Annotated in this window: 22 protein-coding genes; 12 read left to right on the forward strand and 10 right to left on the reverse strand. The window is 72.7% G+C overall.

The window, feature by feature from the left end:
- Nucleotides 1-88: 88 nt before the first annotated feature.
- Complete coding sequence (locus tag ACFVSN_RS40810; RefSeq protein ID WP_387958495.1) at nt 89-640, reverse strand: YceI family protein; 552 nt, start codon at nt 638-640, stop codon at nt 89-91.
- Nucleotides 641-1,147: 507 nt separating this feature from the next.
- Here ACFVSN_RS40810 and ACFVSN_RS40815 point away from each other — a divergent pair.
- Nucleotides 1,148-3,079, forward strand: a complete 1,932-nt coding sequence (locus ACFVSN_RS40815; RefSeq protein WP_387958497.1) for an ABC transporter ATP-binding protein — start codon at nt 1,148-1,150, stop codon at nt 3,077-3,079.
- 341 nt (nt 3,080-3,420) lie between these two features.
- Nucleotides 3,421-4,167 carry a dienelactone hydrolase family protein gene (locus ACFVSN_RS40820; protein WP_387958499.1) on the forward strand — a complete coding sequence of 249 codons (747 nt, stop codon included), beginning with the start codon at nt 3,421-3,423 and terminating at the stop codon, nt 4,165-4,167.
- A gap of 1 nt (nt 4,168) precedes the next feature.
- On the opposite strand, the gene ACFVSN_RS40825 is transcribed toward ACFVSN_RS40820, so the two are convergent.
- Entirely contained in the window at nt 4,169-4,948 is a 780-nt protein-coding gene (locus ACFVSN_RS40825; RefSeq protein ID WP_387958500.1) for an alpha/beta fold hydrolase, read from the reverse strand.
- Between the two features lie 72 nt (nt 4,949-5,020).
- On the opposite strand from ACFVSN_RS40825, the gene ACFVSN_RS40830 reads away from it, so the two are divergent.
- The gene (locus ACFVSN_RS40830) at nt 5,021-5,440 is read left to right on the forward strand and encodes a MarR family winged helix-turn-helix transcriptional regulator (RefSeq protein WP_387958502.1); all 420 of its coding nucleotides are present in this window, start codon (nt 5,021-5,023) and stop codon (nt 5,438-5,440) included.
- Here ACFVSN_RS40830 and ACFVSN_RS40835 read toward each other — a convergent pair.
- On the reverse strand, nt 5,437-6,636 hold the full coding sequence (locus tag ACFVSN_RS40835; protein ID WP_387958504.1) for an FAD-dependent oxidoreductase: 1,200 nt from the start codon (nt 6,634-6,636) through the stop codon (nt 5,437-5,439). The two genes, ACFVSN_RS40830 and ACFVSN_RS40835, sit on opposite strands and share 4 nt — an antisense overlap.
- Nucleotides 6,637-6,798: 162 nt before the next feature.
- Here ACFVSN_RS40835 and ACFVSN_RS40840 point away from each other — a divergent pair, with 162 nt between their 5' ends.
- A complete protein-coding gene (locus tag ACFVSN_RS40840; RefSeq protein WP_380447507.1) occupies nt 6,799-7,386 on the forward strand; it encodes a TetR/AcrR family transcriptional regulator in 588 nt (195 codons plus the stop codon).
- Between the two features lie 9 nt (nt 7,387-7,395).
- Here the strand turns inward: ACFVSN_RS40840 and ACFVSN_RS40845 are convergent, their stop codons facing one another.
- Nucleotides 7,396-8,238: an NAD(P)H-binding protein gene (locus ACFVSN_RS40845; RefSeq protein ID WP_387958506.1), complete on the reverse strand. Its 843-nt coding sequence runs from the start codon at nt 8,236-8,238 to the stop codon at nt 7,396-7,398.
- Nucleotides 8,235-8,663 carry a nuclear transport factor 2 family protein gene (locus ACFVSN_RS40850; protein WP_387958508.1) on the reverse strand — a complete coding sequence of 143 codons (429 nt, stop codon included), beginning with the start codon at nt 8,661-8,663 and terminating at the stop codon, nt 8,235-8,237. The genes ACFVSN_RS40845 and ACFVSN_RS40850 overlap by 4 nt, the downstream gene beginning before the upstream one ends.
- A gap of 111 nt (nt 8,664-8,774) precedes the next feature.
- Here ACFVSN_RS40850 and ACFVSN_RS40855 point away from each other — a divergent pair, with 111 nt between their 5' ends.
- Nucleotides 8,775-9,371, forward strand: a complete 597-nt coding sequence (locus ACFVSN_RS40855; RefSeq protein WP_387958509.1) for a TetR/AcrR family transcriptional regulator — start codon at nt 8,775-8,777, stop codon at nt 9,369-9,371.
- Nucleotides 9,372-9,471: 100 nt separating this feature from the next.
- On the forward strand, nt 9,472-10,023 hold the full coding sequence (locus ACFVSN_RS40860) for an AAA family ATPase (protein WP_387958511.1): 552 nt from the start codon (nt 9,472-9,474) through the stop codon (nt 10,021-10,023).
- 82 nt (nt 10,024-10,105) lie between these two features.
- Here the strand turns inward: ACFVSN_RS40860 and ACFVSN_RS40865 are convergent, their stop codons facing one another.
- On the reverse strand, nt 10,106-10,510 hold the full coding sequence (locus ACFVSN_RS40865) for a hypothetical protein (RefSeq protein WP_387958513.1): 405 nt from the start codon (nt 10,508-10,510) through the stop codon (nt 10,106-10,108).
- 567 nt (nt 10,511-11,077) lie between these two features.
- Here ACFVSN_RS40865 and ACFVSN_RS40870 point away from each other — a divergent pair.
- On the forward strand, nt 11,078-11,518 hold the full coding sequence (locus ACFVSN_RS40870) for a hypothetical protein (RefSeq protein WP_387958515.1): 441 nt from the start codon (nt 11,078-11,080) through the stop codon (nt 11,516-11,518).
- A gap of 389 nt (nt 11,519-11,907) precedes the next feature.
- On the forward strand, nt 11,908-12,957 hold the full coding sequence (locus tag ACFVSN_RS40875; protein ID WP_387958517.1) for a glycosyltransferase: 1,050 nt from the start codon (nt 11,908-11,910) through the stop codon (nt 12,955-12,957).
- 88 nt (nt 12,958-13,045) lie between these two features.
- Here ACFVSN_RS40875 and ACFVSN_RS40880 read toward each other — a convergent pair whose 3' ends face one another.
- Both ACFVSN_RS40880 and ACFVSN_RS40885 read right to left on the reverse strand, forming a co-directional pair.
- Nucleotides 13,046-14,551, reverse strand: a complete 1,506-nt coding sequence (locus tag ACFVSN_RS40880; protein ID WP_387958519.1) for a DUF2079 domain-containing protein — start codon at nt 14,549-14,551, stop codon at nt 13,046-13,048.
- Between the two features lie 210 nt (nt 14,552-14,761).
- Nucleotides 14,762-15,058, reverse strand: coding sequence for a hypothetical protein (locus tag ACFVSN_RS40885; RefSeq protein WP_380447522.1), 297 nt, complete (start codon nt 15,056-15,058; stop codon nt 14,762-14,764).
- A 183-nt stretch (nt 15,059-15,241) separates the two neighbouring features.
- On the opposite strand from ACFVSN_RS40885, the gene ACFVSN_RS40890 reads away from it, so the two are divergent.
- Entirely contained in the window at nt 15,242-17,074 is a 1,833-nt protein-coding gene (locus ACFVSN_RS40890; protein ID WP_380447523.1) for a glycoside hydrolase family 15 protein, read from the forward strand.
- A gap of 262 nt (nt 17,075-17,336) precedes the next feature.
- Nucleotides 17,337-17,546: a DUF6243 family protein gene (locus tag ACFVSN_RS40895; RefSeq protein WP_380447524.1), complete on the forward strand. Its 210-nt coding sequence runs from the start codon at nt 17,337-17,339 to the stop codon at nt 17,544-17,546.
- 225 nt (nt 17,547-17,771) lie between these two features.
- Here the strand turns inward: ACFVSN_RS40895 and ACFVSN_RS40900 are convergent, their stop codons facing one another.
- Nucleotides 17,772-18,191: a RidA family protein gene (locus ACFVSN_RS40900; RefSeq protein ID WP_380495227.1), complete on the reverse strand. Its 420-nt coding sequence runs from the start codon at nt 18,189-18,191 to the stop codon at nt 17,772-17,774.
- A 44-nt stretch (nt 18,192-18,235) separates the two neighbouring features.
- A complete protein-coding gene (locus ACFVSN_RS40905) occupies nt 18,236-18,742 on the reverse strand; it encodes a cupin domain-containing protein (protein WP_387958522.1) in 507 nt (168 codons plus the stop codon).
- Between the two features lie 85 nt (nt 18,743-18,827).
- Here ACFVSN_RS40905 and ACFVSN_RS40910 point away from each other — a divergent pair, with 85 nt between their 5' ends.
- Both ACFVSN_RS40910 and ACFVSN_RS40915 read left to right on the forward strand, forming a co-directional pair.
- On the forward strand, nt 18,828-19,331 hold the full coding sequence (locus ACFVSN_RS40910) for a MarR family winged helix-turn-helix transcriptional regulator (RefSeq protein ID WP_387958524.1): 504 nt from the start codon (nt 18,828-18,830) through the stop codon (nt 19,329-19,331).
- Between the two features lie 596 nt (nt 19,332-19,927).
- The gene (locus tag ACFVSN_RS40915) at nt 19,928-24,784 is read left to right on the forward strand and encodes a DUF6603 domain-containing protein (protein ID WP_387958526.1); all 4,857 of its coding nucleotides are present in this window, start codon (nt 19,928-19,930) and stop codon (nt 24,782-24,784) included.
- Nucleotides 24,785-24,788: the final 4 nt, after the last annotated feature.

A 24,788-nucleotide genomic window follows, 5' to 3' on the forward strand; every position in this document is an offset into this window, starting at 1 on the left:
AACCGCCACCGGGCCTGTCGTCCACGGACGGCAGGCCCGGTGGCGTTCGGGGGCCGGTTCCAGGAGCCCTCGGCCGCGGTACGGCCCCTTACTGCTGCTTGATCGCCGAGACGTCGAACTGCAGCACGACCTTGTCGCCGACCAGGACGCCGCCGCCCTCCAGCGCCGCGTTCCAGGTGACGCCGAAGTCCTTGCGGCTGATCGTCACCTCGCCCTCCAGGCCCACCCGCAGGTTGCCGTACGGGTCCACGGCGTTGCCGGTGTACTCGAAGTCGATGGTGACCGGGCGGGTGGTGTCCTTGATCGTGAGGTCACCCGTGACCCGGTACTCGGTGGCCGAGCCGACCTCCACCCCCGTGGTGCGGAAGGTGATGTCGGGGAAGTTCGGCGCGTCCAGGAAGTCGTTGGTGCGCAGGTGCTGGTCACGCTGTTCGACGCCGGTGTCGATGCTCTCGGCCTTGATCACCACCTCGGCGGTCGAACGGGACGGGTCCGCGCCGTCCAGGTGGGCCGAGCCCTCGAAGGTGTGGAATGCGCCGCGGACCTTGGTCACCATGGCGTGGCGCGCCACGAAACCGATCCGGGAGTGGGCGGGGTCGAGGACGTAGTCCCCGGTGAGCTCGGCGAGTTCGGCGGTCATGGCCGGTGTGCCTCCGTAGGTCCCGGGCCCGGGACGCCGTCCGCCCCGGGTCGTTCGCGGCTCACGCTAAGGCCTCCCCCGGGCCGCCATCCAGACGGACGCGCCGAGGAGCCCGCCGCTCCGCACGGTCCGCCCGGCCGGGAGCCGCACGACCAGCCGAACGAGTGAATCCGGCAGCGGGTCCGCAGCGCCGTCCGACCTCCCCCGTCAACGTCTCCGCGCCTTGCGGGCCCGGCTTCCCGCCGCTCCACGGGCCTCCCCCCGGGTGCTCGAAAACACCCCGTTCGACCCGGGCTCGCCCGGGAGCAAATCGCTTGAACGGCAGGCTCGAACAGCACCATCATCGGACCTCCGCCGCCCGCCGCGCAGCCTCAACTCCGTTGTCCCCTTGCCCATTTGGGCTCTACTTGGGCTGCCCGGCGACGGCTCCGCGTCCGTTCACGCGCCTGGAGGAGCTGTGGTGAATCCCCCTACCCCGGTGTTCAACGACCCCCGCGAGGTGGGAGCATGAGCGCCCCGACCCAGCGGTCCGCCGACGGCGTCAACGCCCCCGACGACGCCGACGAGGAACTCACGTGGCTGGCCGACCGCCGCCGCATCGAGACCATCGAGGCGATCAGCGTCGGCGCGATGGCCCGCCGCCTGCCCACGCTCGTCGTCCGCGCCTTCCGCCTCGGCTGGCGCATCGACCGGTTCTCCGTCGCCCTGCTCCTCGCCTGCCAGGTCCTCTCCGCCGTGCTCGGCGCGACCGGCCTGCTCGCCACGACCGGCACCATCGCCGCCCTGTTCGGCCCCGGCCGGGTCGGCGACAAGCTCGCGCACGCCGCACCGTCGATCCTGGTGATCGCGGCCGCGGCCGGCGCCCGCTCGCTGCTCGGCATCACGATCCGCACCATCACCATCCACCTCTCCCCGCGCATCTCCCGCGAGGCCGAGGCGGCCGTCCTGCGCGCCACCGTCGCCGCCGAGCTCACCGCCTACGACACCGCCGGCTACAACGACGAACTGGACGCCGCCGACCGCGGCGCCGACGTGTGCGTCGACATCGTCGGCGAGGCGCAGAACCTGATCGCCTCCGTCGCCTCGCTCATCGGCGCCGCCGGCGTCCTGACCGTCCTCCACCCCCTCCTCCTCCCGCTGCTGGTGCTCGCCGCGCTGCCCCAGGGCTTCGCGTCGGTGCGCGCCGCCCGGGTCCAGTTCCTCGCGAACCGAGCCACAATCGGCGACCGCCGGATCATGGCCAACCTGCGCTGGTACATCCACGTCAAACGCAACGCCGACCAGATCCGCTCCGACACCATGGGCGACTTCCTGCTCGAGAAGTACGAGCACGTCGGCCGCCGCCTCGACGTCACCTCCCGCCGGGCCGCACTGCAGAGCGCCCGCGTCTCGGTGCTCGGCGCCGCCGCCACCGGGCTCGGCACCGCCCTCGTGTGGGCGGCGATGCTGTGGCTCGTCAGCACCGGCCGCATGGGCCTCCCCCAGGGCGGCGCGGCCGTGTTCGCGCTCGGCGCGGTCGGCACCAGCCTGCACGGCATCGTCGGCTACGGCGCCGACCTGTTCCGCACCGGCATGTACCTCGACGACTGGTCCACCTTCCTCGACACCGCCGGCGGCCACCGCCCCCGGCGCGGCGACCGGGTGCCCGAGCCCCCGCGCCGCATCGCCGTCGAGGACCTCCGCTACGCCTACCCCTCCTCCGAACGCACGGCGCTCGACGGCGTGAACCTGCACGTCGAACGCGGCGAGATCCTGGCCCTCGTCGGCGAGAACGGCTCCGGCAAGACCACCCTCGCCAAACTCCTCTCCGGCCTCTACCTGCCCACCGCCGGATCCGTGCGGTGGGACGGCCACGACACCCGCGACCTCGACCCGCACGCCCTGTGGCACCAGGTCGCCGTCGTCCCCCAGGACTACGCCCGGTGGCCGCTCACCTGCCGCGACAACATCACCCTCGGCCAGCCCGCCGCCGACGGCGACGCCGCCGTGCTGCGCGCCGCCGAGGCCTCCGGCGCGGCCGAGGTCGTCGCCAAGCTCCGCCGGGGCCTGTCCACCCTCCTGGCCGTCGAGTGGATGGGCGGCGAGGAACTCTCCGGCGGCCAGTGGCAGCGCCTCGCGATCGCCCGCGCCTTCCACCGCGAGGCCGGCCTCCTGGTCCTCGACGAACCCACCGCCGCCCTCGACCCGCGCGCCGAGCACCGCATCTTCCGCAACCTGCGCGCCGTCGCGCAGGAGCGGGCGGTCGTCCTCGTCACGCACCGGCTCACGAACGTGGCCGTCGCCGACCGCATCGTCGTCCTCGAGGACGGCAAGGTCCTCCAGGAGGGCACCTTCACCCAGCTGGTGGCCGAGAAGGGCGGCCGCTTCCGCGAGCTGTGGGACCTCCAGAACGAACGCAGCGGCCTGCCCGCCCAACGCCCGGGATCCACGATTCGCTAGCTTCCGGCTGCCGTCGGACTCCTGCGGTCTTCCCCGCCCGGACGGTACGGGTGTTCCGTACCGTCCGGGCACCGCGGTACGGTCGGTGGTCACCGACCGGGAGGCATCCGACGGCCGTCCCCGATTCAGTGGATCGGCAGCGCCCGTCGCACTAGGGTTGTCGGCGATGACTACCGGGACGGCCTTGCGCCACACACGGATTGCTGCCCCGGCGCTCCGCTGAGCGCCGGACGGGCCGGTACGGGCCCACAGTTCGATCGAAGGCCCGGCTCTTGCGCGCGGGCCCCTCCTCTGTCGTGTTCGACCTCGGGTTCGAAGCACCGACCACGACAGGAGACTCCATGCCCACCCGTACCGCGACACTGCTGATCCCCACCCCCGACGGCCGGGCCGACGCCTTCGCCGCCTTCCCCGACCAGGACGGGCCGCACCCCGGGGTACTCATGTACCCGGACGCCTTCGGCATCCGCCCGGTGATCCAGGAGATGGCCCGCGAGCTGGCCGGGCACGGCTACTACGTGCTCGTGCCCAACTTCTTCTACCGGCAGGGCCCGTCGCCCGTCGTCGAGCTCCCCGAGTACATCGGCGACGACGCCCGGGACGGAATCGTCGGGCAGTTGATGCCCCTGGTCCGGGCGCACACGACGGAACTGACGCTCCATGACGCCGACGCCTTCGTCCGCTTCCTCACCGCCCGGCCCGAGGTCGCCGCCGGACCGGTCGCCGTGACCGGCTACTGCTTCGGCGGCCTCCTCGCGCTGCGCACCGCCTCGGCCCACCCCGGGCAGGTCGCCGCCGTCGCCGGATTCCACGGCCCGGTGGTCGCCGAGGGGCCGGACGGCCTGCACCGCCTCCTGTCGGCCATCACCGCCGAGGTCCACCTCGGCCACGCCGCGAGCGACCTGACCCCCGAGGCCCTCGCCGAGCTCGACCGGGCCCTGGACGCGGCCGGCCTCACGTACACCTCCGAGATCTACCCCGGCACCGTCCACGGCTTCACGATGTCCGACACCTCGGCCTTCGATCCGGACGGTCTGAAGCGCCACTGGGAGCAGCTGCTCGCCCTCCTGGACCGCGCGTTGACGTAGGTCACTCCCCACCGTGCAGGTGGGCGTCGATCAGGGCGAAGGTCGCCTCCGGCTGTTCGATCTGCGGGAGGTGGCCCGCCCCGGCGATGAGCTCGAAGCGCCCGTCGCCGAAGGCGTCCGCGTACGCCGCGCCGTAGGCCGGGGTGACGACGCGGTCGCTCTCGCCCCACAGCACGAGGGCGGGTACCTCGACGCGCGGGAGGCGGTGGAGCAGCTTGGGGTCGTGCATGTAGGGGTCGGCGGCGAGGACGCGCATGGTGGCGATGTTGGCCTGGTGGGCGGCGACCTGGTCGGCGGAGAGGCCGGCCGGGTCGACGAAGAAGCGGTCGGGGTCGTGCCAGGAGTGTTCGGCGGCGGCGCGGGCGTCGAGGGCGAAGAAGTCGGTGATCGGCTCGCCCTCGATCCGCACGCCGACGGCGTTGATCAGGACGACGCCGGTGACGATCCCGGTGGTGTCGAGCGCGGCCATCTCGGCCGCCGTCCAGCCGCCCAGCGAGGAGCCGACGACCAGGACGTCCTCCAGCCCCCGCTCGTGCAGCATGCGGAGGTAGAAGAGGGCGAGGTCGTCGACGCCGGCCAGCCAGTCGGGGCGGGGTGTGCCGTTCCAGCCGGGGTGCGTCGGCGCGATGGTGTGCGCGCTGCGGGAGAGGTGCTCGGCGAGGCCCGCCACCGTGTGCGGGCCTCCGCCGCCGTGCAGCAGCAGGACCGGCCTGCCGCGGCCGGCCTCGGAGAGGGTGAGGGGAAGGTCGCCGTACATGACGGTGGTGCGGAAGAGGGTCATGGCCCCAGGGTAACTAAATATCTTTATATAAGCTAGCTTGGTTATCGGGCGCGCCCGGCCTAGACTCGCCCCATGCATGGTGAGCTGCAGGTTCTCGGACGAGCGGTCAAGCAGGCGCAGTACCGGCAGCACCGGGCGCTCGACACCGCCCTGGCCGCCGTCGGCACGACGCTGGCCCAGTGGGACGCCCTGCGGGCGATCGGCCGCTCGCCCGGGGCGTCCGCCCGCGCGCTCGCCGCGGCGACCTTCCAGAGCGAGCAGGCCTTCGGCACGCTCGCCGGCCGCCTGACGGCCCAGGGCCTGGTGGAGCGCCGGCCGGGGCACGGGCGGCGCATCGAGCACCACCTCACCCCGGACGGCGAGCAGGTCCTCGCCGCCGGGCACCGGGTCGCCGACGAGGTGCTCGCCGAGTGCTTCGCCCCCCTGCCGCCCGGGGACCGCGCCACCCTGCTCGACCTGCTCCAGCGCCTCGGCGGGGAAGCGGACGGTTAATCAGCCTGGCGGTCGCGGTACGCCGCCGCGGCGCGCTGGTACTCCTGGTGCTCGGCGGCGTGGTCCGGGATATAGGAGCCCGAGGCGAAGAACCGCTCCAGCGCCTCGTTGGCGCCGACGGCGAGCGGGCCGGAGCGGGCGAACATGGCCGTCTCGTACCGGATGACGGCGGCGTCGAGCGTGGGCTCCTCGGCTATCGCGCGGGCCAGTTCGGCCGCGTCGAGCATGGCGAGGTTCGCGCCGTGGCCGCCGAAGGGCGACATGAGGTGGGCCGCGTCGCCGACGAGGGTCACGCCGGGGACGTGCTCCCAGGCGAGCGGGGCGGGCAGGGCGTGGAGCGGCCGGTTGACGCAGCCGCCGTCGCCGTCCGTCACGAGGAGCAGCAGTTCCTCGGCCCAGTCGCTGAATTCCGCCCGCAGGAAGCCCCGGACGGCCTCGGCATCGGCCGGGTCGACACCGGCGGCGACGTGCCAGTCGAGGGCGGCACGGATGCCGACGTAGCCGCGGACGCGGTCGCCGCCGTTGCGCTGGACGATGATCGCCTGACCATTGCCGTTGTTCGCGAACACGTGCCCGTCACCGACGAGTTCGGCGACCCGGGGGTGGCGGCGCTCGACGTCGTCGAAGCGGACTTCGAGGAACGTCACCCCGCTGTACCGGGGCACCGCGGCACTGACGAGCGGCCGCACCCGGGACCACGCGCCGTCGGCCCCGATCACCAGGTCCGCCTCGGCCGAGGCGCCGTCCGCGAACTCCAGCCGGTGCCGCCCCTCCCCCAGCGGCACCGCCGTGACGAGCTTGTGGCCCCAGCGCACGGTGCCGGGCTCGACGTGGGCGGCGAGCATCGCGCGCAGCTCGCCGCGGTCGATCTCGGGCGCCGCGACGTCCCCCTCGTCGGGGACGAACGAGGCGAGCACGGCGCCGCGGTGGTCGAGCCGGAGCTTGGCCTGCCCCTCGGGCCTGGCGAGTTCGGCGAACGCCTCCATCAGCCCGGCGTCCTCCAGTGCGATCTGCCCGGAGTCGGCGTGCAGGTCGAGGGTGCCGCCGGGGTCGCGGGCGTCGACGGACGCGTCGGCGTCGTACACGGTGACGTCGATGCCGCGCAGTTGCAGCACCCGGGCGCAGGTCAGTCCGGCGGGCCCCGCGCCGATGACGGCGATGCGGGGCCTGCTCGTCGGGGCCTTCGTGGTCTCCATGGGGATCTCCTTCGCTCATGGCGGACGGCCACCCGTTCAGCCATTTACTGAACGGGCGCTCGGTAAGTGACGGTAGCCGAGCGGGCGCTCGGTAAGCAAGAGCCGAGCGGGCGCTCGGTAAGTGGATAGGATGGGACCGCTGCGACGAAGGAGAGGAAGACCATGGCCCCCACCAGCGGAACCGAGCGGCGCTCCGGCGCCGAGACGCGCGCCGAGATCCTGCGCGTCGCCCTGCGGCTGTTCACCGAGAAGGGCTACGAGGCCACCACCACCCGGGACCTCACCGAGGCCCTCGGGCTCACGCGGTCGTCGCTGTACTACCACTTCCGCAGCAAGGAGGACATCGTCGCGAGCCTGATGTCCGAGCGCCGCCGCGACCTGGACGAACTCGTCGAGTGGATCACCGCCCAGCCGCGCACGCCCGACCTCCCGCGGCGGGCCGCGCTGCGCTGGCTGGACGGCACCACCCCGCAGCACCTCCAGGCGATGCTCCTCGCGCACGCCAACCAGCCCCTGATGCGGCGCCTGGCGCAGAAGGGCGAGGACGTCCGCGCGGCGTTCGACCGCGTCATCGACCTCCTCGCCCCCGAGGACGCCGGCCCCCAGGACCGACTCCTGCTGGTGATGGCCTTCGACACCGCCGGCGCGGCCCTGCTCGCCGCCAAGCCCACCGCCACGGACCCGAGCGACGTCCTCGCCGCCGCCCGCCGGGCCACGCGCGCGCTCACGGAGCCCGCCGCAGGCGCCTGAGGCGCGGGATCACCACCCTCGCGTCAACTCCCGTTCGGCGACGGCCCGGAAGCCGGTCGGCGGGCGACCGGTCAGGCACCGCACGGTGTCGGTCGTGCGGTCCTCCGCTCCCCCGGCGATCGCGCCGTCCATGCCGGCGAGCAGCTCGGCGAACTCGCGGGGCATCCCGGCGGCCAGGTGGTCCCGGAACTCGTCGTGCGTCAGGTGCCGATGAACCACCGGACGTCCGGTGACCTCGGCGACGATCGCGGCGACATCGTCGTAGCTCAGCGCCGCCGGGCCGGTCAGGACGAGGTCGCCATCGGGCACGCGGTCGTCGGTCAGGGCGTGAACCGCCACGGCGGCGATGTCGTCCGCGTCGACGAATCCGACCCGCCCGTCCCCGGCCGCCGTGCGGATGACACCGTCCTCGCGGATGCTGCGGGCGTGGAGGTGCTCGCCCGTGAAGTTCTGCATGAACCACGAGGGCCGCAGCACCGCCCACTCCTCGAACAGGCCGGGCAGCGCCCGGTGCACCTCGCCCACCGCCGGACCGCCTTCCGGGACGGCCGACGAGCCGAGCAGCACGGCCCGCCGCACACCCGCGGCGCGGGCCCGGCGGAGGAACGGCAGCATGACGGCCGCCGGGTCGGGCTCGCCGACGGGCGGCACGAGGTACACGCGGTCCGCCTCGGTGAGGGCGTCCTCGAACGTGGCGGGCTCGTACCAGTCGAAGCGCACCGGCTCCGCGCCGGGCAGCGGAGTCGCGCGGCGGGACGCGGCCCTGACGCGGTGTCCGGCGGCGAGCAGTCGCGCGACCGTCCGGCTGCCGGTGGTGCCGGTCGCGCCGGTGACGAGGGTGGTGGCGGTCATCGGGCGACGCTCCCGGCGAAGTCCAGGCCCGGCTGCCGCAGGGCGAGCGGGTTCCAGTAGTCGCGGTAGACGGCCAACCGTCCGTCCCGGACGGTCACGACGGCGATGTACGTCATCTCGAAGGGGCCGCCGCCCTGCACGACGCGGCCCACCGCCCGCATCTCCACGACAATGGTCTCCGGGTCGGCGGTCTCGTGGATCCGCAGGTCGGGGAAGCCGTGCAGGTCGATGTGGTCCGGGTAGCCGCGCATGTAGTCCGCGACGGCCTCCTTCCCCTCCAGTCGTCGCGGCCAGCCGGGTGGCGCGAAGGGGAACTCCATCACGCCGTCCTCGGCCCACAGGCCGACCCAGGCGTCGATGTCCTTGTCCAGCAGCAGGCGCAGGCCGTGGCGGTACAGCTCCGCCGGCCGGGTGTTCGCAGGCATGGGTCTCGTCCCTCCGTCGCGTACGATACGGACCAGCGGTCCGCTTAACCGAAAGATACGGACCGTCGGTCCGCTTCGCAACCGACCCCTGCCACCCACCGGAGGACGACCGTGCCCGAGCGCAAGCCCCGCAAGGACGCGACCCGCAACCGGGCCGCCGCCCTCGCCGCCGCCGACACCCTCTTCGCCGACTGCCGGAGCCCCGAGGACGTCACCATGGCCGACATCGCGGACGCGGCCGGCGTCGGCAAGGGCACGCTCTTCCGCGCCTTCGGCGACCGCACCGGCCTCATCCGGGCCCTCTACGGCGCGCGCCTCGAACCCCTCGCGGCCGCCGTCGAATCCGGCCCGCCGCCACTGGGCCCCGCCACCCCGCCCGCCGAGCGCGTCCCCGCCCTCCTCGACGCACTGCTGTGCTTCAAGCTCGACAACCGGCACCTCGCGCTGGCCCTGGAGGGCACCGGCGCCGACAGCCCGTACCGGACGGACCACTACGAGCAGTGGCACACCCTCCTCCGCGACCTGCTGCACCGGCTCCCGGACCTGGCCGATCCCGGCTTCACCGCCCACGCCCTGCTCGCGGCCACCCGCGCGGACCTCGTCGAACACCTGGCGGGCGAGCGGCAGACCCCCCGGAAAGACCTGCGGGCACAGCTGGCGGCCTTCACCGCCCGTGTCCTCGGCACACCCGGCGCGACGACTCCCTGATCGGGCTGAACACGCGTGTGCAGTAAGTCCGTTGCCCGATCGGCACCGGGCGGTGGAGACTGACCTCGTTCATGATCGACCGCGGAAACGAGGACCGCCCGTGCGAACCCCCTCCCCCGGCCCCCGCATCGATGACCGGGACGTCCTGCCACACCTGGACGGCACGGAACGCGGCCTGGTCGTGATGATGTGCGGCCTCCCGGGCTCCGGCAAGACCACGTACGCGCGAGCCCTCGAACGCCGCGGGTTCACCCGCCTGTCGATCGACGAGGTGGTGTGGACCCGCACCGGAGGCCGCGACGCCGCCGACCTCGACCCGGCGGGGTACGACCGGCTCAAGTCCGCCGCCGAGAAGGGACTTTGGGACGAGCTGATCCGTCTCATGGAGGCGAGGCGCCCCGTCGTCATCGACTACAGCTTCTGGAACCGCGCCACGCGCGAGCGCTACAAGGCCGCGATCGAGAGCCACGGCTGCCGGTGGGAGCTCGTCCGTCTCCGGGCCGACCTCGAAACCCTCCGCCGCCGCCTCTCGCACCGCAACCGGCGCAGCGACGCCAACAGCGTCACCGTCTCCGATGAGCTCCTCGAACGCTACTACGCCACCTTCGAAGAACCCGTCGGCGAAGGCGAGTTCGTCATCGTCCAGACGTAGGCGCGCGCCGGAACGGCGACGCCCGCCCCCGGCGCAGCGGCCGGGGGCGGGCGTGTCGGGGTGATCGGCGGAGCCGGGGAAATCAGGAGGTACGGCGGACGTACGGCTCCCAGGCCACCTTGATCGAGCGCCGCTCGGCAGATCCGGAGCGGAGCCGTGCCTCGGCGCCGAACGGCGGGGCGCCGGAGCGCAGCCTGGCGGGCTGGGCGCTGATCAGCGTCCAGCCCGGGTTGCCGGTCACGCAGTCGACGGGGGTGCTACCGGTCGCGAATCTGCAGAAGGTCCGGTACACCGTGCCGTCGGTGGTGATGGCCTCCACCTGGAGGGTGTTGCCGTGGTCCGCGATGGCCACACCGCAGGCGGGGCCGTGGCCCGTGGGGAGTGCCGGCGGGGTCGACCAGGTGGTCACGTCGGCGTTCGGGCCGTTGAGCGGCTGGCTGCCGACCTGGACGGTGCCGTTCTTGACCACCCCGGTGTAGATGATCATTCCTGACCCCGTCGTCGCCGAGTCGATGGACTCGCACGGGCCGGCGGGACCCGTGTTGCCGGCAGGGCCGGTGTTACCCGCAGGACCGGTCGGGCCCCCAGGACCGGTCGGGCCCGCCGCGCCGGTATTGCCATTGCTGCCCGCAGGACCGGTGTTGCCCGCAGGGCCCGTCGGACCCGTAACACCGGTGCTCGGACCCGCAGGACCAGTCGGGCCCGCCGCGCCGGTGTTGCCGTTGCTGCCCGCAGGACCGGTGTTGCCCGCAGGGCCCGTGTTTCCGGCCGGCCCGGTGTTGCCGTTGTTGCCCGCGGGGCCCGTCGGACCCGTAACGCCGGTGCTCGGACCGGCGGGACCCGTCGGACCGGCCGCACCCGTGTTGCCGGTGGCGCCGGTGTTGCCGGCAGGACCGGCCGGGCCGGTGTTGCCGTTGTTGCCGGCGGGGCCAGTCGGGCCCGTGACCCCGGTGCCCTCACCGGGAGGACCGGTCGGGCCGGTCGGGCCCGTGACGCCCTCGCCGGCGGGGCCGGTCGGGCCCGTGGGACCCGTCGGGCCGACGCACTCGATCACATGGCCGTGGTCGCCGTGGTGACCGTCGTGGGCGTGCTCGCCGTGGTCGCCGTGCTCTCCGTGGTCTTCGCCGCCGTCACGGAACGACCGGCCCGGGGCGCCCGACTGGAGCATCGACCCGGCGAGCTGGTGCACCATGTCGTGGACACCGTCGGCCGACGGCAGACCGCCGTCCGGCCCCTGCTCACTGCCACCCGGCCCCTGCTCGCCGCCGTCAGGGGACTGCTCGCCGCCCCACGAGCCGTGCTCGTCCGGCGGACAGCCCTCCTCGCCGTGGTTCCCGTACATCTGGTGGCTCGGGTGCGGGAAGTGGAAGTGCATCCCGCCGGCGAAGGCCGTGCCGCTGGTCGACACGACGGCCGCGATGAGAAGCGCCGCACCTGCGGCGCGCTGTTTGCGGCGGTTCGGCACCGCGGCCTTCCGGATCTGCGTTTGGTGTGAGGACACCCAGTACTCCTCGTCCATCGGAGATCGGCAGGATGAAGTGACCCCGCCTGGTGACCGCCATTGACCTCGGGGAACGGCACTTCCTGGCGGCGACGGACCGGAGTGTCACCGGCCCGGCCCACAGCGACCACACGAATGGCCCGGCCCCGTTGGCCTGACACCGTGTTGGACCGCGGAACCGGAGCGGGCCCGAAATAGCATCGCCAGCGCGATGCGCGGGCCGGGCCGGCACGACCGGCCGCACCCGGTCCGCGCTCGGCTCCGCAGCCCGCCGCCCCCCATCCCGAGAGGCCGTTGTGGCACGACCTGACAGCTCCCCGCCCAGTGCACCCGTCCCCGGTCCGTCCCGCTCCGGCGGCCGGAAGCCCACCATCTGTCTGTGCATGATCGTCAAGGACGAGGCGGCGGTCATCGAACGCTGCCTCGCGTCGGTGCGCGGCCTCGTCGACACCTGGGTGATCTCCGACACCGGATCCACCGACGGGACCCAGGAGCTGATCCGCCGTGCGCTGGCCGGGATCCCCGGCCAGCTTCACGAGGAGGCCTGGACGGACTTCGGCCACAACCGGACGCTCAACATCCGCCACGCCCGCGGCAAGGCCGACTACCTGCTGCTGATCGACGCCGACATGGTCGTGCGGCAGGACGGCCCGCTGCCCGAGCTCACGGCCGACTCCTACATGCTGCGCCACCCCGCCGATCTGGAGTACCGGATCAAGCGGCTGGTGAGCGGCACCGTCGAGTGGCGCTACGAGGGCTCGACCCACGAGTACCTGACGACGGACCAGCACGACCGCACCGCCGACCTCGACGCGCTGGTCATCGAGCACTTCGCCGACGGCGGCTCGCGCGCCGACAAGTTCGAACGGGACGCCCGCCTGCTCCGGCAGGACCTGGAGCGCGATCCCGGCAACGCCCGCGCGGTCTTCTACCTCGCCCAGACGATGCGCGACCTCGGGCGCACCGCCGAGGCGATCGAGCTGTACCGGCGGCGCGCGCGGATGGGCGGCTGGGCGGAGGAGGTCTACTACGCGCTGCTCCAGGTCGGCGTGCTGACCGCGGACGCCGGCGACTGGCCCTCGGCCATGGACGCCCTGCTGCAGGCGTGGGAGAGCCGGCCGCAACGGCTGGAGGCCTGCTACCAGCTCTCGTCCCGGCTGCGCCTGATGGGGCGGTACCAGGCCGCGCACGCATTCGCCCGGGCCGGCCTGGACCGCGGAGTGCCGAACGACTGGCTGTTCACGGAGCCCTGGGTCTACCACTGGGGGCTGCTCTTCGAGTACTCGATCACGGCGTACTGGGTCGGGGACGCGCGCGCGTCCCTGGACGCCTGCGACCGCCTGCTCGCCACCGCCGACCTGCCCCGGCCCTACCGCGAACAGACCCTGGCCAACCGGAAGTTCGCCGAACAGGCCGCACCGGCCACCGTCTGAACCCACACCGGCCGCCACACCGGCCACAGCACCGGCCCCGAGGCTCCCCGACCGCCCGGAGTCCTCGGGGCCGGCGGTCGCCCGCCGCTCAGCCGGTCCGGGTCAGCAGCACGTAGCCGTCCTCGTGGGCGACGTCGCGGTACCCGTGCGCGCGGTGCCAGTTCAGGCGGTTCTGCTCGATCTCGACCGTCAGCGGCCAGCGTTTGTTCCACGGCATCCAGGTGTCCACCAGGATCCATTGGGAGTCGGGCCGGCTGGGTTCCCAGCCGAAGAGGCCGACGGTGGTGCGGTTGGTGAGCTGCGGCACGAGGAGCGTGGAGGCCTGGACGGTGGCGCCGTCCGGGATCCGGTCCATCAGCCGGTGGGCGACGGCGAGCCGCGGGTCGGTCCGCCAGGTGACCGGCTGGACCAACTGCCAGAACGGGAACTGCGGCAGCAGCAACAGACAGACCGCCGCCGCTCCCAGGAGGTGGCGCCGCACGCTGCCCTCCCGTGCGCGCCGGGCGGCCAGGGCCTCCACGAAGGCGGCGAAGACGATCGGCATCAGCACCAGCGAGTAGTGGTAGCCGGTGCCCCAGTGGAAGGCGTTGGCCGAGAAGAACCGCCACACCACCGTCGGGAGCGCGACCCACACGAGCGAGGAGCGCAGCGCCAGGAACAGCGTGATGGCCAGCAGGAGCACCAGCGTCGTCGCCTTGGCCTCGGGGGTGATCAGGCCGATCGTCGCCTTGTACAGCAGGCCCGCCACGACGGTGTCCGTGTCGGGTCCGCCGCCCAGGCCGCCGTGCGGTCCCTCGCCCGAGCCGTCGACGTACGACCAGTAGGCGAAGTCGCCGCTCGGGTTGAAGGCCGGCAGGACCACCAGGACGGCGAACAGCGACCCGGCCACCCCGGCCGCGGCCGTGACGAACCCCAGCCTCCGGCTCCCCCGCCGGGCGATCAGCAGGCCGATCACCGCCACCGTGAGCCCGAGGTCCTCCTTCACCAGCAGCAGCGGCAGCGCCCAACACGCCGCCGCACGCGGCCTGTTGTCGCCGAGCGCGGCCAGCGAGAAGGCCAGCAGGGGGACGGCGAAGGCCACCTCGTGGAAGTCGAAGCCGATCGCGCTGGCGACCCCCCAGGACAGGCCGTAGCAGACGCCGATCACCGCGGCTGGCCCCGATCCGAGCGCGCGTCGGGCCCAGAAGGCCAGCGGCACCATGCCGACCGCGACGAGTGCGGCCTGCACCACGAGCAGTGTCTCCGGGGTGCGCCAGACCCAGTAGAACGGGGCCACCAGCGCCAGGACCGGGGAGAAGTGGTCGCCCAGGATGGGGAAGCCGGGCGCCTTCAGCTCGGAGACGGGCAGGTGCCCGTCCGCGTAGGAGCGGACCACCTGCTCGAAGATGCCCAGGTCGTAGCTGTTGGAGAGCATCCGCTCGTGGATCCGCACGGACAGCGTCGTGTAGACGGCGAAGAGCGCCCCCGCCAGGCCCCAGATCCACCACGCACTCCCCACGACGGGCGGCAGCAGGTACGGCTGCGTGACCCGTCTCCCGGGGCCGGACTGCTGCGGTGGACGCGCGATGGTGCTGTCGGTGGGGGGTGCCTGCATGGTCACACCTTCCGGGAGCCGCTGTGGAGGCCGTCGTCGAGGCCGATACAGCACGGCGTCGCACCGGGATCGACGCCCAACAAGATGTCAGGAACGCCTCGGCTCACCGGGGGAAGGAATAACGCGGGCGGCACAGGTTCAACCGATTGGCCGCACCAGCCGGCCGCCACGGCAGGCTGTCAGGCACTTCACCCACGCCGGCACCTTTGGCTACTTCAGCTCGAACAGCAGCGAGCGGACCTCGGTGGTTCCGCTGTTGTGCGTGGAGTGGTTCACCGCCGGGGACCACATCGTCCCGCCGGCCGTGAGCGAGGCCGCCGTGGTGCCGCCGGACTCGTCGGTGAAGACGACCTCCCCGTCCGCGAGGTTGTAGACGAGGTTGGCACGGTGGTGGTGCATGCCCGTGGTGACACCGGGCCCGAGCCGGGCCTCCAGCAACCGGACCCGGTCGTTCTCGAAGAGGACCTTGTACACCTCGGGTGCCACCTGCACGGCGTCGGCTGTCACGGGAACCTCCTGGGCGCGGGACGGGAGCGTCGTTGACCTGCTCTTGACCGTAACGCCCGGTACACGGCCGCGCACGGCGGGTGCGCCAGGGGCGGACTCGACCGGGGATCCACGAAACGGCGATCTACGATGAGAGGCGAGGTTCCATCTCCGGGTCCGCGTCGCAGCGGCGGGGAGGCCGACATGGCGTTCGACACCAATGGCTTCGAGCAGGCGGGCAGCCACCGCTACATACCGATCTCCGAACACGGCCTGATCGGCGATCTCCGCACGGCCGCCCTGGTCGGCACGAACGGCACCATCGACTGGTACTGCTGCCCGCGCTTCGACGCGCCCAGTGTGTTCGGGGCCATCCTCGACGCCGACCGCGGCGGGTCGTTCCAGCTGGCCGCCGACGTGCCCACGCGCACCCGGCAGTTCTACTTCCCCGACACGAACGTGCTGATCACGCGCTTCTTCGCCACCGACGGCGTCGCGGAGATCCAGGACTTCATGCCCGTCGTCGACGAGTCGCCCGAGACGGCCCGGCACCGGCTGATCCGGCGGGTGATCTGTGTCCGGGGAGTCCTGCCCTTCACCGCGCGCATCGCCCCGCGCTTCGGCTACGGCGCCGAGAAGCACACCGTGCACCTCGACGGCCACGAGGCGGTGTTCCGCTCCCCGTCGCTGACGCTCGCGCTGACCGCCACCGCGCCGCTGGAGAGCGACGGCCTCGACGTGTGGTCGCACTTCAAGCTCCTCGAGGGCGAGTCCGTCGTGTTCGCCCTCGACCGGATCGGCGACGAGGTCCCGACCCGGTCGTGCGCGTGCGCCGAGGCGCAGGAGCAGTTCGAGGCGACCGTCCGGTTCTGGCGCCGCTGGCTGGCCGGGTCGCGCTACCACGGGCGGTGGCGGGAGATGGTGCACCGCTCCGCCCTGGTACTGAAGCTGCTCACCTACGCGCCGACCGGCGCGATCGTCGCCGCACCGACCACCAGCCTGCCCGAGCGGATCGGCGGCGAACGCAACTGGGACTACCGGTACGTGTGGGTCCGCGACGCCGCCTTCTGCGTCTACGCCATGCTGCGCCTCGGGTTCACCACGGAGGCCGAGGCGTTCATGGGCTTCCTCTGCGACCGCATGTCCGGCACCGCCGGCGCAGGCGGCCCGCTGCAGATCATGTACGGCGTCGACGGGCGCGGCGAACTGCCCGAGTACGAGCTGGCGCACCTGGAGGGCCACCTCGGCTCGGCGCCCGTCCGGGTCGGCAACGCCGCGACCGGCCAGCTCCAGCTCGACATCTACGGCGCCATGATCGACTCCGTCTACCTGTCCGACAAGTGGGGGCAGCCGATCAGCAGCGCCGGGTGGGAGGACGTCGGCGCGGTGGCGGACTGGCTCTGCGAGCACTGGGACCAGCCGGACGAGGGCATCTGGGAGACCCGCGCGGGCCGCCGGGACTTCGTGTACTCGCGGCTGATGTGCTGGGTGGCGCTGGAGCGGGCGATCCGGATGGCGAACCGCCGCGGCCTGCCGGCCGACCTGCCCCGCTGGCGGCAGTCCCGGGACGCGATCTACCGGCAGATCATGCGGCGCGGCTGGTCGGCCGAACGGGGGGCGTTCGTCCAGTCCCTCGACGGCGGCGAGCTGGACGCCTCGCTGCTGATGATGCCGATGGCCAAGTTCGTCTCGCCCACCGACCCCAAGTGGCTCTCCACCCTGGACGCGCTCACGGCGGACCTGGTCTCCGACTCCCTGGTGTACCGCTACAACCCGGACACCAGCCCGGACGGCCTGAGCGGCTCCGAGGGCACGTTCTCGATCTGCTCCTTCTGGTACGTGGAGGCGCTGGCCCGCGCCGGCCGGCTGGAGGAGGCCAGGCTCGCCTTCGAGAAGATGCTCACCTACGCCAACCACCTCGGCCTGTTCGCCGAGGAGATCGGCCCGACCGGCGAGCAACTGGGCAACTTCCCGCAGGCGTTCACCCACCTGTCGCTGATCAGCGCCGCCTTCAACCTCGACCGGGCCCTTGGCTGAGGCGACGCCGAGGGTGCGGGATCCCGGGGAAGGAACCGGCCGGCCCCGGGCGCTCGCCGAAGGCCCGGCCGACGCAGGGGCGGCGAAAAGGTTGGTGTGCAGGGCCGACGGAACCGGGTAATGTCTTTCTCATGTTCTTCCAGACGCCGATTTACGAGTGAGCGCGTGACGGGCCCCTGCTGACGTCCTTCGACGTCACCGCCCGTCCCCCACCGATGAATCCGTAGACCACTTCACTTCACCACCGGGAGAACCCACAACCGTGAGCAAGAACATCAACAACCCCGTGGGCATGGGCGGCGGCCAGCGCAAGAGGCAGTCCCGCGCAGAACGGCAGAACAACGGTCCGCACCGCAACCTCGACCGCCAGAGTGCAGCCGACCAGAAGGCAGAGCTGGTGCGCAAGATGCGCGAGAAGGCAGAAAAGGCCGAGGGCGCCGGGCAGGCGGACGGCGACACCGTACAGGGCTGACGCACCGCCGCCGCAGCGCGGCACCGCACGGGGCATGGCTCGGACCGCGACGCGCGGTCCGAGCCATGCTGCCGTTCCTGCGGGTGCTGTTCCTCAGCGACGGCCCCGACATGGAACGACGGCTGTGCACGGCGACCCGGGCCATGTGAGCGGTCCACGCCGGCTCGAACGGCGGCGGTACGGCGAGGGGTCCCGCCGACCGGTGGGACCCCTGCGCGTGGGTGGTCAGCCCGCCGCCCCCGCCGTCGGCCGGACGGCGACCGCGTCGATCTCGAAGAGCATCCCCGGCAGGGCGAGCGAGGCCACCCCGCTGAGCGTCTGCGCGGGCAGCCGGTCGCCCCAGGCCCCGGCCAGGGCCTTGCCGAGGACGGCCAGCTTCTCCGGGTCGTGGTCGACGATGTACGAGCCGAGCCGGACCACGTGCTCGAAGCCGAGGCCGACCCCGGCGAGCGCGGTGCGCAGGTTGGCGAGGGCGAGCTCCGCCTGGGCGGCGAAGTCGCCGGGCACGACCTGACCGCCGGCGTCGGAGGCGTACTGACCGGCGATGAACACCGGTTCGCCGGGCGCGGAGGCGGCGTGGCTGTAGCCGAACGGCGTCGGGTCGTGCAGGCCGGGCGGGTTGGTGATGGTGCGGGTGTCGGTCACGGGTTTCCTCCCCTGGTGTCGGGCCGGGCTCGGTGCCGGGCGGTCTACGGCTCGGACCGGGCGGCTTCCTCCCGGGCGTCGCGCCAACTCGGCGACTCCAGGAAGTGGTTGTCGAAGAGGTCCTGCTTGGCGAGCAGTTCCTCGACCGTCGCCTCGCCCGCGCGGATCCGCTCCAGCAGGCGGAAGTAGTCGAAGCGCTCCACCCCGGGGGTGATCACGATCAGCAGGTCCGCCCCGGAGTCCGGCGCCGCCGCGAAGGCATGCGGCAGATGGGGCGGCACCACCACGAGGTCGCCGCTCCGGGCGGTGACCACCTCGTTCCCGACCAGCACCTGGGCCGAGCCGTCGACCACGAAGAACAGCTCCGAGGAGCCCCCGTGGTAGTGCGGAGTGGCGCCGTCCATGCCGCGCCCCAGCGTGACGCGCAGGGTGCTCAGGGCGCCGCCGGTGGCGCTGGAGTCCGCCAGCAGCAGCCCCTTGCCGCCGAGCATTCCGACGGTCTCGGCTTCGTCGCCCCGAACCACCACGGCTTCCGGTCCGATCAACGTCATTGGTCTCTCCCCACAGTGAGCGCTCAGATAGTTCCATGACTGATAGTACTACGTCTAACTATCTCCCATCGAATAACATGCCCCCATGGATCCCGTGGACGTCATGCTCGACCAGTGGAGCCGGGAGCGCCCGGACCTCGACCTGGCGGCGGTCGGCACCGTCGGCCGCCTCGGCCGCCTCGCGCTGCTCGCGGGCCGGGTCGTCGAAGAGGTGTTCAAGCAACACGGCCTCCAGCGCGGCGAGTTCGACGTTCTCGCCACCCTGCGCCGCTCCGGCACACCGTACGAACTGATGCCCTCGGAACTCGCCGCGCTGCTGCTGATGTCGCGGGCCGGCATGACCAGCCGGATCGACCGGCTGGAATCGGCGGGCCTGGTGGAACGCCACACCGACCCGGCGGACCGGCGCAGCGTCCGCATCGCCCTCACCGCGGCCGGACGCGCCCTCGTGGACGCCGCCTTCACCGACCACGCGGCCAACGAGACCGCGCTGCTCTCCGCCCTCTCGGGCGAGGAACGGGCCACCCTGGACGGGCTCCTGCGCAAACTACTCGCCGACGTCGAGGGCGCGCAGAGCCCGGCGCCCTGACGGCCCGCCCGACGCCCCCGCCAGAACGACTCCGGCGGACAGACCGATGCGGAACCTACCGAGGGCCCGTCGTGGTCCCGGTGAGGCGAAGCCGCAATTGCGGTTGTGTGACGGCGCGTTGCCGCGAATGGCCGCAGGTGGCCGCCCGTGACGATCGGGGCCCGAGCCTTGTCCGGGGCGTCGGGCCGGGGCTAACTTGCGGGTCGCAACTTACTCCCGCCCCGCACGATCGGAGCGCCCCGGGGCGCACCGGACCGGGCAGCTGATACGCCGGAGTCCCCCACGGACAACCGGTTCGCCGTCACCACACGGCGAACCGAGCAGGCCGAGCCGCGAGTCGGCCGGTGTGTCAGCCGGACGCGGAAGTAGTTCGCATGCCATCGTTGGCACGAACTGACCATCGGTGCGGCAGCTTTCGCGTCATTGGCGAATTCTGGCCCATGCCCCATCGACGGGGTGTTGGCAGTTCACGCCGTGTCGTGATCCCATCACGGGGTGTACTGGCCGACGCCACCGGCATGCCGCTTCGGCATGCCCATGCAGTTGCCTCCAGCACATGCCTCCCGCCGCTGCGCACGAGAGGACCCTCCGTTCCCATGGCCCTGGAAGTCGCCGACCTGCTCAACTCCTTCCCGGCTCCGGGCGAGGACTTCACCCTGCCCCTCGATTCGATCGAACTACCGGAGCTGTATCAACTGTTCGGCGCGGGCAAGGACTTCGTACTCCGGGTGACGGAGGCGCTACGCGAGAGCCTGACCGTGCTCGGCACGGCCGCGCTGCTGGAGGGGCGGGAGGCGCTGCTGCGGCTGGAGTTCCTGGCGGACGAGGCGGACAGGTACGTCGTCGGGCTGCGCGTGGAGATCGACGTGGCCATGGGGGCGGCGATGGGGTCGGCAGACCTCGCCGCGGCCTGGGGGCTGGACCTCACCGAACTCCCGCAGGCGTTCCACGCCGACGTGAGCGCCCTGGTAGCACGTTACGACCTGGCGGCCGGCCGGGTGGTCTTCGGAGTGGAGACCGAGCACCTGCGCCTCGTGTTCGCCGCGCCGTCGATCGGCGGCCCCCTGGTGGCGCTGGCCGGCGTGCGGGAGAGCCAGGCACTGCTCTCCGAACTCCCCCACGTGGGTGGCGAGATCCCCGACGGCGAGCTGATCGGGGTGCGCGGTGTCGAGGCGTTCGTCGTCGGCGACCGGCTCACCGGGGCGCAGAGCTCGGCGGTGAACACCGCGGTGACCGCGGCCTTCGCCGACCGGGGCTGGTGGCCGCTGCTGCCGGAGCGGGAGCTGGCGGCGGGAGTCTGGGCGGGCGCGGCCTACCAACTCCCCGGCCAGGAACCGCAAGTCTGGGCGGTGCGGTTGGAGGTGCCGGAGATCGGCTGGGTACCGGAGTTCCCGTCGCTCTCCCTCGGCCGCTTCACGCTCTCCGGTCTGGGCCTGCGCTGGCCGCTGAGGAACTCCGGCGGCGGGAGCGGAGGCGACGGCCTGGGCGTGTACTTCCGGCTGTCCGTCAAGCTCGGCTGGCTCGACCTGCAACTCCCCGACGCGGGCTTCGACTTCTCGCTCCCGGACCGCCCGGGCGCGGGCGACTTCACCCTCCTCCCCCGTCTGCCGTCGATCGGCCTCCCGCTGGGCGGCCTGGATCTGACCTTCGCCGTACCCGAGGGCCCGGACCTGCCGCAACTCCCGGGCTTCCCCGGGCTGCCGGGCCCCGGAGTGCTGACCGGCTGGTGGAACGGCGAGGGCGACGGCAGCGGACTGGGGCTGCTGGACCTGCTCGGGCTCTTCGACGTCTCGCCGCCCGCGCTGCCGGACTTCTTCAATCCCCGGCTCCCCGCCCTCGGGCTGCGCTTCGACCTGGGCGTGGGCGACTTCGAACTGACCGGCGAGTCGCAGTGGCTGCGCTTCGTGCTGGCCGGCCTCCCGTCCCTGTCGGGGCCCGGGGACTGGGGCAAGGTCGCCCTGCTCGGCATCAAGGGACTCGACACCTGGCTCGCCGACCTGCCGTTCATCGGGGACCTGCTCCCGGACCTGCCCGACTTCCTGCTCAACGGGATCAGCCTGGCGGCCCTCGGATCCGGCCTCAGCCGACCGCAGTCGGACCTGCTGAACGGCTGGATCGGCTCGTTCCCGGGTGGTGCGCGCGCCTGGTGGCCCACCCTGACCTGGGAGTCCTCCGGCGGAGGCGAGGGCCGTCCGGGCTGGTCGCTGGACGTCGACTGGCGCCTGCCCGGCCGTCCCTCCGCCTCGCTCGGCATCCCTTGGCCACCGCCGCTGACACCCCCCGACCCGACCTGGCTGGAGTTCCCGGACCTTGAGCTCGGCCCACTCGGCCTGTCCGGCATCGGCCTGACCTGGCCGGCCCAGGGCGAGCCCGACTGGGACTTCGGCACCGACTGGGTCCTGCGGATCGCGTTCGACGCCAGGCTCCTGCTCGGCGGCGGGACCTCGCTGGGCCTGCCCGGCCTCGGGTTCGACATCGACCTGAAGAGCTTCCGCGTGCACCCCCGCTTCCCGCACCTGTCGCTGACGCTCCCCGGCGGGGCGGAGCTGAGGTTCGCCGTCCCGATGCCGACCGGCCCGACGCCGCCGGTCGCGCTCACCGCCCGCTGGCACGACGACGAGGGCGTGCCGGCCGACGAGCTGATGGTCGGCCTCGGCGCGGAGCTGGCGGACGCGCTGGTCCCCGACCAGCTGATGCCGCGCCTGTACTCGGTGGGCCTGCGCCTCGACTTCCGGAAGTTCGAGCTCGTACTGGCCGCGACCTCCTCGTTCTTCGGCTGGATGCTGGCCGTCCAGCCCGCCAACGAACCCCAGCGCCGGCGCCTGCTGGCGGCCGTGCGCGGCACCGTCCGGGTCAAGGCCTCCGACCTGCCGATCGTCGACGAGACCGACCCGGACCGCGAGGTCACCGTCACCGACCTCCAGTTCGCCTGGGCCGGCATGAGCAAGGGCGCGCCCCGGCGCGCGTGGACGGCCGCAGAGGTGGCCGACCTCAACGCGCTGCTGGCCGAGTTCGCCACCGACCCCGCGGTCGCCGCCGACACCGGTATCGACACCAACGGCCCCACCGCCGCCGCCCTGTTGCCCGTCCTGCTCCCCGGCGATTTCGAGCCCGACACCACCGTCATGTGGGCGAAGCTCGGCTTCGAGGGCGGCAAGATCGACCTCGTCTACCCCGCCGACCGCGAGTTCGCGGCGCTCGGCCCGGGCGGCGGCGTCGTGCTCGGCCGCGAACGGGCCGACGAGGAGCAGCGCGCCTTCGACGGGTACGCGCTCGGCCCGGTGCGCCTCAGCCGTCCCGGCCTCGGCTACGCCCACGGCCGGCTGTTCATCGCCTTCGACGCCACCATGGCGGTCGGCCCGTTGACGATCGAGTTGCTGGGCCTCGGCCTCGGGGTGGACAAGGACTGGAAGGTCCTGCCGGTGCTGCGCGGCGCCAGCCTGGCGCTGGAGCGCCCCGGCCCGCCCAAGGTGGTGATCGCCGGCGCCTTCACCCGGCTCGACCTCGGCCCCGAGTACGAGCTCGCGTTCGCCGCCGCCGGCCGGATCGAGCTGCTCGACCTCCTCGCCCTCCAGCTGAACGGCAGCTGGGCCAAGCACAAGGACGGCTGGGACTCGATCTTCGCGTACGCCGAGCTGGTGGCCGGGAAGAACCGCATCAACGGCCTGTTCAGCATCGGCCCGGTGACGTTCACCGGCGTCGTGCTCGGCTTCGGCGTCAACAGCACCGTGCGGATCCCCACTACCGGTGAGCTCGGCACGTTCCCCCTGACCAAACGCCTCGGGGCGACGGCCGGCGAGCCGCCGAAGACCCCGGCCCAGGCCCTGGACGAACTGGTCGGCGCGGGCGGCTGGGTGACGCCGGCCCGCGGGCAGTACTGGGTGGCCGGCGGCATGGAGTTCACCGTCTACCGCTTCATCCAGGCCCGGGCCCTGGCCCTGGTCGAGTGGGGCGAGGCGGGCTGGAAGGTGATGCTCGCGGGCAGCACCACGCTGATGCTGCCGCCCAAGCTGCCGACCGAGAGCGATGCCTACGCGGTGGCGCCGTCGGCCGTCAACGCGCTGTGCCTCGGCAAGGTGGTCGTGGACTTCGTCTACGTCTACGACTCCGCGCTCGGCCGCTTCTCGATGGACACCGTGATCGCCAAGGGCTCCTACCTGCTGGACCCCAACGCCCAGCTCACCGGCGGGATCTCGCTCTACGTGTGGGGCAAGGACCTGCCCGGCGGCGTGAAGAAGGGCTTCGTGCTCTCCGCCGGCGGCTACCACCCCCAGTTCGATCCCCCCAAGCACTACCCGAAGCCGCCCCGGATCGGCTGGCTGTGGGAGCGCGGCCCGGTGACCATCAAGGGCCAGGCGTACGCGGCGCTCACCGACGGCGCGTTCATGATCGGCGGGGCGCTGGCCGCGGTCTACGACAACGGCCACGGCATCAACCTGCGGGCCTGGTTCACCGCCCACGTCGACGCGCTCGTGCAGTGGAAGCCGTTCTACGCCGACCTCGCCTTCGGCCTGAGCATCGGGGTCGCCGCCACCGTCAAGGTGCTCTTCGTGCGGGTGCGGGTGTCGCTGGAGGTCGGCGTCGGCCTCCAGCTGTGGCTGCCGCCGATCGGCGGGCGGGCCAAGATCAAGGTCTGGTTCATCTCCTTCACCATCGGCTTCGGCGCCGACCGCGCGGGCGCGCCGCCCGTGCCGTGGGAGGACTTCCAGCTCCAGCTGCCCGCGCCCTCGCGCACCGCGCTCAAGCAGGGCGTGGAGCTGCCGGACGTCACCGAGGACGAGTCCGAGGCCCGCCTCGCGGCCGAACTGCCGCAACTGGTGCGGATCGACGGCTTCACCGTGTCCGTCGAGTCCGCGCTGCCCGCCTCGAAGATCACCCTCAACGGCGTGCTCTTCGCCGGCGGCGAGGACGCCCGCATCGACATCCGCCCGATGCGGCTGAGCGGCGTCGTCTGCGAGCACGTCGTGGAGATCCGCGACCAGCGCGGAGCGTGCTACCCCTGGGAGGCGGAGGGCTGGACCGTGACCCCCACCGTCGAGGGCATGCCGCAGGCCCTGTGGGGCGCACCGCTCGCCGACCCGAACGCGGCCCTCAAGCAGCCCGGCCTGGTGCCGGACTGCCTGACCGGACTGACCGTCGTGGTGCCCGGACCGACGCGGCAGCTCGGCGTCGGCGACGTCCCGTCCAAGGCCCTGGACGTCGAGGGCCTGCCGCCCGGCCGGATGCCGCTGCGCGACGGCGCCGTCGCCGGCGACTCCCCGGTCGCCGACCCGGGCAGCGTCGGCGTGATCACCGAGACGCTGGTGGACACCGCCGACAAGCGCACCCTGCTGCACCGGGCACTGGCCGGACTCGGCGTCGCGCCGGACAGCGACGGCCCGCTGACCCGGACCGCCGAGAAGGCCGGCCGGACCCTGACCGACCCCCCGCTCCTGACCGCCGCCGCGAGGTGACCGC

The organism is Kitasatospora sp. NPDC057904, assembly GCF_042887925.1.
In the GTDB taxonomy this organism is placed as follows: Bacteria; Actinomycetota; Actinomycetes; order Streptomycetales; family Streptomycetaceae; genus Kitasatospora.

What these genes read in the sequence shown, in the direction of transcription:
- ACFVSN_RS40810 (WP_387958495.1), bottom strand. Translation starts at nt 640, where the DNA reads ATGACCGCCGAACTCGCCGAGCTCACCGGGGACTACGTCCTCGACCCC.
- ACFVSN_RS40815 (WP_387958497.1), top strand. Translation starts at nt 1,148, where the DNA reads ATGAGCGCCCCGACCCAGCGGTCCGCCGACGGCGTCAACGCCCCCGAC.
- ACFVSN_RS40820 (WP_387958499.1), top strand. Translation starts at nt 3,421, where the DNA reads ATGCCCACCCGTACCGCGACACTGCTGATCCCCACCCCCGACGGCCGG.
- ACFVSN_RS40825 (WP_387958500.1), bottom strand. Translation starts at nt 4,948, where the DNA reads ATGACCCTCTTCCGCACCACCGTCATGTACGGCGACCTTCCCCTCACC.
- ACFVSN_RS40830 (WP_387958502.1), top strand. Translation starts at nt 5,021, where the DNA reads ATGCATGGTGAGCTGCAGGTTCTCGGACGAGCGGTCAAGCAGGCGCAG.
- ACFVSN_RS40835 (WP_387958504.1), bottom strand. Translation starts at nt 6,636, where the DNA reads ATGGAGACCACGAAGGCCCCGACGAGCAGGCCCCGCATCGCCGTCATC.
- ACFVSN_RS40840 (WP_380447507.1), top strand. Translation starts at nt 6,799, where the DNA reads ATGGCCCCCACCAGCGGAACCGAGCGGCGCTCCGGCGCCGAGACGCGC.
- ACFVSN_RS40845 (WP_387958506.1), bottom strand. Translation starts at nt 8,238, where the DNA reads ATGACCGCCACCACCCTCGTCACCGGCGCGACCGGCACCACCGGCAGC.
- ACFVSN_RS40850 (WP_387958508.1), bottom strand. Translation starts at nt 8,663, where the DNA reads ATGCCTGCGAACACCCGGCCGGCGGAGCTGTACCGCCACGGCCTGCGC.
- ACFVSN_RS40865 (WP_387958513.1), bottom strand. Translation starts at nt 10,510, where the DNA reads ATGATCATCTACACCGGGGTGGTCAAGAACGGCACCGTCCAGGTCGGC.
- ACFVSN_RS40870 (WP_387958515.1), top strand. Translation starts at nt 11,078, where the DNA reads ATGGCCGTGGTCGCCGTGGTGACCGTCGTGGGCGTGCTCGCCGTGGTC.
- ACFVSN_RS40875 (WP_387958517.1), top strand. Translation starts at nt 11,908, where the DNA reads ATGATCGTCAAGGACGAGGCGGCGGTCATCGAACGCTGCCTCGCGTCG.
- ACFVSN_RS40880 (WP_387958519.1), bottom strand. Translation starts at nt 14,551, where the DNA reads ATGCAGGCACCCCCCACCGACAGCACCATCGCGCGTCCACCGCAGCAG.
- ACFVSN_RS40890 (WP_380447523.1), top strand. Translation starts at nt 15,242, where the DNA reads ATGGCGTTCGACACCAATGGCTTCGAGCAGGCGGGCAGCCACCGCTAC.
- ACFVSN_RS40905 (WP_387958522.1), bottom strand. Translation starts at nt 18,742, where the DNA reads ATGACGTTGATCGGACCGGAAGCCGTGGTGGTTCGGGGCGACGAAGCC.
- ACFVSN_RS40910 (WP_387958524.1), top strand. Translation starts at nt 18,828, where the DNA reads ATGGATCCCGTGGACGTCATGCTCGACCAGTGGAGCCGGGAGCGCCCG.
- ACFVSN_RS40915 (WP_387958526.1), top strand. Translation starts at nt 19,928, where the DNA reads ATGGCCCTGGAAGTCGCCGACCTGCTCAACTCCTTCCCGGCTCCGGGC.